The following is a 6,838-nucleotide window of genomic DNA, read 5'->3' as shown; positions in this document are numbered from 1 at the left end:
CCGGCTCCGGGGCGGGGCGGCGCGGGGCCGGAGCGGGCTCGGTGAACGCGGGGCGCACCGGCTTTTCGCCGCTCTCCACCGCGCGGACCGCCGCGAGCAGATCGGCGGCCGTCCCGCTCAGCTTGCCGCCGCTCGCGACGGGCCCCTTCTTCTCGGCCTTGCGCCGCTCGATCCGCTCCCGCTCCAGCCGCTGCGCGGCCAGCTCGGCCTCGGCCTCGGACAACTGGGCCGCACCATCACCCTCAGAAGTGCCTTCGGCGTCACTCGAAGCAACGTCCTCACCCTCAGGGGTGCTTCCTGTGTCACCCGAGGCAGCGTCCTCACCCTCAGGAGTGGCCTCTTCGTCACCCGGTCCGCCCCCGTCACCCTCACGAGCACCCTCGGCCTCACCCGAGACCGGGACGGCACCCTCGGGGCTCTCCGGGCTCTCCGGGCTCTCCGGGCTCTCCGGGACATCCGGGCTCTCCGGGGTGCCCTCCGCCCCGGTCTGCTCCGTGGTCTCCGGCTCCGTGCTCACAGCGTGCTCCAGTCGTGATCGGGATAGCGGTGCACGGGCGCCGACACGTCGTCGAGAGCCCGGCAGATCTCGTCAGGAAGATTAAGCGCCTCCACTGACAACGCCGCCGCGAGCTGCCGCGCGGTGCGCGCGCCGACGATCGGCGCGGTCACGCCTGGCCGGTCGCGGACCCAGGCCAGGGCCACCTGGAGCGGGGTCACCGCGAGCCCGTCGGCGGCCGTCGTCACCGCGTCCACGATGCGGCTCGCGGTGTCGTCGAGGTACGGCTCCACGAACGGCGCCATGTGGTCGGAGGCGCCGCGCGAGTCCGGGGGAGTGCCGCCCCGGTACTTGCCCGTCAGCACACCCCGCCCGAGCGGCGAGGAGGGCAGCAGACCGATCCCCAGGTCCAGCGCGGCGGGCAGCACCTCCCGCTCGATGCCCCGCTGGAGCAGCGAGTACTCCAGCTGCGTACCGGCGAGCCGGGTGCGCGTGCCCGGCGCCGCGAGCTGCCAGGTGGCCGCCTTGGCGAGCTGCCAGCCGCAGAAGTTGGACACGCCCGCGTACCGCGCGCGGCCGCTGGTCACTGCCAGGTCGAGCGCCTGGAGCGTCTCCTCCAGCGGGGTGTCGGGGTCGTAGGAGTGGATGTGCCACAGGTCGACGTACTCGGTGCCCAGGCGGGTCAGGGAGGCGTCGAGGGCGGCGAGGAGATGGCCGCGCGAGCCGTCCACCCGGCGGTCGGGGTCGGGCACGCTGCCCGCCTTGGTGGAGATCACCAGGTCCTCGCGGGGGACCAGCCCGTCGGTGAGCCGGCCGAGCAGATACTCGGCGGCGCCGTCGCCGTACACGTCCGCCGTGTCGACGAGGGTGCCGCCCGCTTCCCAGAACGCCTTCAGCATGTCCGCGGCGTCGTGCTCCTCGGTGTCCCGGCCCCAGGTGAGGGTGCCGAGTCCGATCCGGGACACGCGCAGGCCGGTACGGCCGAGATGCCTCTGCTCCATGTGCGCGAGATTACTGGCCAGAGGTGGTGCCGTGGGTTGCCTGTGGACAACGGGATCCGGCCGCCTGTGGACAACCGGATCCGGCCGCGGCCGCGCCGAACACCCGAGGTGGGGTGGGCCGCGCGGGAATGGGTCGCTAAGGTCGGCCGCAGATACGTTACTTGCGAGTAAGGGGATCGGTCATGCAGCTCGGGATCAACCTCGGCTACTGGGGCGCCGGGATGGACGGGGACAACCTCGCCGTGGCGCAGGAGGCCGACCGGCTCGGCTACAGCGTCTGCTGGGCCGCCGAGGCGTACGGCTCCGACGCCGCCACGGTGCTCAGCTGGGTCGCCGCGCAGACGGAGCGGATCGACGTGGGCTCGGCGATCTTCCAGATCCCGGCCCGCCAGCCCGCCATGACCGCGATGACCGCGGCGACGCTCGACTCCCTCTCCGGCGGCCGCTTCCGCCTCGGCCTCGGCGTCTCGGGCCCGCAGGTCTCCGAGGGCTGGTACGGCGTCAAGTTCGACAAGCCGCTCGCCCGCACCCGCGAGTACGTGGAGATCGTCCGCAAGGCGATGACCCGCGACCGCCTGTCGTACGAGGGCGAGCACTGGACGCTGCCGCTGCCCGGCGGCCCCGGCAAGCCGCTCAAGCTGACCGTCCACCCCGAGCGCGAGCACATCCCGCTCTACATCGCCGCGATCGGCCCGAAGAACCTGGAGCAGACCGGCGAGATCGCCGACGGCGCCCTGCTGATCTTCCCGGCCGCCGAGCACCTGGAGGAGACCGCCCTCTCCTCGCTGCGCGCGGGCCGCGAGAAGGCGGGCAAGACCATGGAGGGCTTCGACGTCTGTCCGACCGTGCCGATCGCCGTCGGCGCCGACGTGGACGTGACCCGCCTCGCGGACACCTTCCGCCCCTACACCGCGCTCTACGTGGGCGGCATGGGCAGCCGCAAGCAGAACTTCTACAACCGGCTCGCCCAGCGCATGGGGTACGAGAAGGAGGCCGCCGAGATCCAGGACAAGTACCTCTCCGGCGACAAGCAGGGCGCCGCGGCCGCCATCCCGCACGACCTCATCGACAAGACCACCCTGCTCGGCTCGGTGGACCGGATCGCCGACCGGATGAAGGCCTACGCGGCCGCCGGGGTCACCACCCTGACCCTCGCCCCCGCAGGCTTCACCCTGGAGGAGCGGATCGCCTCCCTGCGCGGCGGCGCCGAGGCCCTGGAGCGCGCCGGACTCGCGTAACACGGCACGACAAGAGGTTTTCGCGGCCGTGGTGGGGGCTCGGGGGTCTTCCCCGCCACGGCCGACACCGGGAACAACGCGCCGGTCCCCGGCCCGGTTACGCCCCCGGCGCTCCCTCTTTCGGCCCAGCGTGCGCACACCGCGGTTGCGGGTCCTCTTTATCCGCATTTGACTTTTTCACTGCGGAGACCTGCAGAGAGGTGCCCACGATGCTTTCGGCCAAGAGCCTGTTCCAGGAGATCCTCGACAACGACGCGTCCTTCCGGCTCTTCTGCTCCATCGCCGCAAGCGGGGAGGCCCAGGGCGGCTGGGAGAACGGCCGCATCGCCGCCCTCGTACCGCAGAGCCAGCGCGCCCTCGCCCCCAAGATCGCCCGTCATGGTGCCGACGAGGACAAGCACGGCCGGATCTTCCACGCCCTGCTGCGCAAACGCGGCCTCGAACCCGTGCCGGTCCCGCCCGACACCGACTACACGATGCTCCTGGAACGGCACGGCATCGGCCTCGCCCACGACAAGCTCAAAGCCGACCGCCCGCTCACCGTGGACGACATCGTCACCTACCTCGCCCACAGCCGCGTCACCGAGCAGCGGGCCTCCGAGCAGATGCGGCTGCTGCTCGGACTCTTCGGCGACCACCCGGACATCGGCCGCGCCGTCCGCATGATCTCCCACGACGAGGACAACCACCTCGCCTACTGCCACGAGGAACTGCTGCGCCTCGCCCACGCCGGACACGGCCGCACCATCCAGCGCGTCCTGCGCGAGTGCGCGCTCGCCGAGATCCGGATCTACCGGGACGTCAGCCTCGCCGTCATGGCCCACATGGGCCGTGTCCTGCGCTGGTCCCGGCTCAGGAACGCGCTGCTCGCCGCGGGCATCCACGCCCTCTACCTCTGGGAGCGGGTCATGGGCTGGCGCCGGATGGTCACCCTGGAGATGCCGAAACGGCGCGACGCGCTCGGCGGGCCCGCCCCGAAGGCCGCCGAGTTCGCCTGAACTCCGAAGGGCCCCCTACAGCCAGCCCCGCCGCCGGAAGTTGCGGTACAGGAAGACCTCCAGCACCACCATCACGGCCACCACCGCCGGATAACCCCACACCCAGTGCAGCTCCGGCATGTTCTCGAAGTTCATGCCGTAGATCCCGGCGATCAGCGTCGGCACCGCCGCCATCGCCGCCCAGGACGAGATCTTCCGCATGTCGTCGTTCTGCCGCACGCTCATCTGCGCCAGATGCGCCGAGAGGATGTCGGACACCAGCCGGTCCAGGCCCTCCACGGACTCGTTCACCCGGGTCAGATGGTCGTTGACGTCCCGGAAGAACGGGCGCGCCCCCTCGTCCACGAACGGCACCGGCGCGCTGCTCGTACCCGTGCCGGAGAGCCGGATGAGCGGCACCGCGAGCGGCACCGTCGCCCGCCGGAACTCCAGCACCTGCCGCTTGAACATGTAGATCCGCGACGCCGTGTTCCGCGACCCCGCGTCCGACGGCGAGAAGACCTCCGCCTCCAGCTCGTCCAGGTCCGTGCCCAGCTCGGTCGCGACCTCCAGATAGGCGTCCACCGTGGCGTCCATGATCGCGTAGAGCACGCCGGTCGGCCCGTGGCGCAGCTTCGCCGGGTCCGACTCCACCCGGCGCCGCACCTCCTCCAGCGGTGCCGCCTTGCCGTGCCGCACCGTCACCACGAACGAGTCGCCGATGAAGACCATGACCTCGCCGGTGGTGACCGTGTCGCGCCGCGGCTCGTAGAACACCGGCTTGATCACGACGAACAGCGAGTCGTCGTAGACCTCCATCTTGGGCCGCTGGTGGGCCTTCAGGGCGTCCTCCACCGCCAGCGGATGCAGTCCGAACGTCTTGCGGACGAGGTCGAACTCCTGCTCCGTGGCGTCGTGCAGCGCGATCCAGACGAACGCGTCGTCGTGCGCCCGCGCCTCCCTCAGCGCCTCGGCGGGGTCCTTGATGGCCTGGGCGCGGCGTCCGTCACGGTAGATGGCACAGTCGAAGATCACGGGGAGCATTTTCCCGCCCACCGGCGGCTTACGCACGCGGGGTGGCCGAATCGGCTTCCCCGGCCGCCCCGCGCGCACGCCGGTCTACGCTGGGGCCCATGCCGACCCTGATCCTCGTCCGGCACGGACGCTCCACGGCCAACACCGCGGGCCTGCTCGCCGGCTGGACCCCCGGCGTCGCCCTCGACGAGCGCGGCACCGAACAGGCCGCGGCCCTGCCCGCACGGCTCGCCGCGCTGCCCCTGAGTGAGGTGGTCGTCAGCCCGCTCCAGCGCTGCCAGGAGACCATGCGGCCGCTCCTGGACGCCCGCCCGGACCTGCCCGTGCACACCGACGAGCGGATCGGGGAGTGCCACTACGGCGACTGGTCCGGCCGCAAACTCGCCGAACTGAAGGACGAACCCCTCATGGAGGTCGTCCAGAGCCATCCCTCCGCCGCCGCCTTCCCGGGCGGCGAGTCCATGCGGGCCATGCAGCACCGCGCCGCCGAGGCCGTACGCGACTGGAACGCGCGCGTGGAGCGCGAGCACGGTGCCGACGCCGTCTACCTCATGTGCTCCCACGGCGACATCATCAAGGCTCTGGTGGCCGACGCGCTCGGCCTCCACCTCGACCTGTTCCAGCGGGTCGCCGTGGAGCCCTGCTCCGTCACCGCGATCCGCTACACCCGCCTGCGGCCCTACCTGGTGCGCCTCGGCGACACCGGCGACCTTTCGTCGCTGGCCCCGCGCGAAACACCCCCGGAGGGCGACGCACCGGTCGGGGGCGGTGCGGGCGCACCGTGATCGCCGCCCGCAGTAGGGTGAGGCCACCCGAACCCACTCGATCCCATGGAGACAGGACGTGTCCCGTCAGGTGTTCCTCTACGATCCGCCGGACCGCTTCGTGGCCGGCACGGTCGGACTGCCCGGACGCCGTACGTTCTTCCTCCAGGCCACCGCGGGCCCCCGGGTGACCAGCGTGGCCCTGGAGAAGACCCAGGTCGCCGCCCTGGCCGAACGCATGGACGAACTGCTCGACGAGGTCGTGCGACGCAGCGGCGGCAACGCGGCCGTGCCTGCTGTCGCCCCCACCGAGATCGCCGATTCCGGCCCGCTGGACACCCCCGTCGAGGAGGAGTTCCGCGTCGGCACCATGGCGCTCGCCTGGGACGGCGAGGAACAGCGCATGATCGTCGAGGCGCAGGCCCTCGTCGAACTGGACGCCGAGACCGAGGAGGACCTCGCCCAGGCCGAGGAACGCCTCCTCCAGGACGAGGAGAACGGGCCCCCGATGCTGCGGGTCCGGCTCACCGGCGCGCAGGCGAGGGCCTTCGCCAAGCGCGCCCTCGACGTCGTCAACGCCGGGCGGCCGCCGTGCCCGCTGTGCAGCCTCCCGCTCGACCCGGAAGGACACGTATGTCCGCGCCAGAACGGATACCGCCGGGGAGCGTGACCGCCACCGACGCGGACCTCGCGGAACTGATCGCGCGGGGCGAGCTGACCGTACGCGGCCGGATCCGCGACGCCTCCAACGCGGCCCTGTTCTGCACGGTCGCCCTGGACGGCCGCGAAGCGTCCTGCGTCTACAAGCCCGTCGCCGGCGAGCGCCCCCTGTGGGACTTCCCCGACGGCACCCTGGCCGGCCGCGAGGTCGCCGCCTACGAGGTCTCCGAGGCCACCGGCTGGGGCCTCGTCCCGCCGACCGTGCTGCGCGAGGGCCCCTACGGCGAGGGCATGTGCCAGCTGTGGATCGACGTCAGCCCCGAGGCCGAACTCCTCGCCCTGGTCGACGGCGAGGAGCCCGGGCCGGGCTGGAAGGCCGTCGGCTTCGCCGAGGTCGGCGAGGGCCGCACCGCGCTCCTCGTGCACGCCGACGACGTACGGCTGCGCCGCCTCGCCGTCCTGGACGCCGTGATCAACAACGCCGACCGCAAGGGCGGCCACCTGCTGCCCACCGCGACCGGCGCGCTCTACGGCATCGACCACGGCGTCACCTTCCACACCGAGAACAAGCTGCGCACCCTGCTGTGGGGCTGGGCGGGCGAGCCGCTGGCCGAGGAGGCCGTCACCGTCCTCGACCGCCTCCAGGCCGACCTGGCCGAGGGCGCGC

Annotated in this window: 7 protein-coding genes and 1 pseudogene; 5 read left to right on the top strand and 3 right to left on the bottom strand. The window is 72.2% G+C overall.

Annotated elements, in window-relative coordinates; genetic code table 11:
• Positions 1–583: pseudogene (locus GTW40_RS26075) on the bottom strand (hypothetical protein); the annotation flags it as partial.
• Positions 514–1,497 (bottom strand): aldo/keto reductase, encoded by a 984-nt coding sequence (locus tag GTW40_RS26070; RefSeq protein WP_161182609.1) that lies wholly within the window; start codon positions 1,495–1,497, stop codon positions 514–516. The gene GTW40_RS26070 and the pseudogene GTW40_RS26075, both read right to left, overlap by 70 nt.
• 182 nt (positions 1,498–1,679) lie before the next feature.
• On the opposite strand from GTW40_RS26070, the gene GTW40_RS26065 reads away from it, so the two are divergent.
• Together GTW40_RS26065 and GTW40_RS26060 are read left to right on the top strand one after the other, a co-directional pair.
• Positions 1,680–2,735 (top strand): LLM class F420-dependent oxidoreductase, encoded by a 1,056-nt coding sequence (locus GTW40_RS26065; protein WP_161182608.1) that lies wholly within the window; start codon positions 1,680–1,682, stop codon positions 2,733–2,735.
• A 209-nt stretch (positions 2,736–2,944) separates the two neighbouring features.
• On the top strand, positions 2,945–3,733 hold the full coding sequence (locus GTW40_RS26060) for a ferritin-like domain-containing protein (protein WP_161182607.1): 789 nt from the start codon (positions 2,945–2,947) through the stop codon (positions 3,731–3,733).
• Positions 3,734–3,748: 15 nt separating this feature from the next.
• Here the strand turns inward: GTW40_RS26060 and corA are convergent, their stop codons facing one another.
• Entirely contained in the window at positions 3,749–4,747 is a 999-nt protein-coding gene (corA, locus tag GTW40_RS26055) for a magnesium/cobalt transporter CorA (protein WP_161182606.1), read from the bottom strand.
• Between the two features lie 98 nt (positions 4,748–4,845).
• Here corA and GTW40_RS26050 point away from each other — a divergent pair, with 98 nt between their 5' ends.
• The 3 genes from GTW40_RS26050 to GTW40_RS26040 all read left to right on the top strand — a co-directional run.
• Entirely contained in the window at positions 4,846–5,532 is a 687-nt protein-coding gene (locus GTW40_RS26050; protein WP_161182605.1) for a histidine phosphatase family protein, read from the top strand.
• Between the two features lie 58 nt (positions 5,533–5,590).
• Positions 5,591–6,181, top strand: a complete 591-nt coding sequence (locus tag GTW40_RS26045; protein WP_161182604.1) for a DUF3090 domain-containing protein — start codon at positions 5,591–5,593, stop codon at positions 6,179–6,181.
• Positions 6,145–6,838 (top strand): SCO1664 family protein (locus tag GTW40_RS26040; RefSeq protein ID WP_202486441.1); only part of this gene is annotated, 694 nt, incomplete at its 3' end. The genes GTW40_RS26045 and GTW40_RS26040, both read left to right, overlap by 37 nt.

Source organism: Streptomyces sp. SID4985 (assembly GCF_009863025.1).
Taxonomy (GTDB): Bacteria; Actinomycetota; Actinomycetes; order Streptomycetales; family Streptomycetaceae; genus Streptomyces.
Note: the sequence above shows the minus strand (reverse complement) of the source record. Positions and strands in the feature narration are given on the sequence as shown.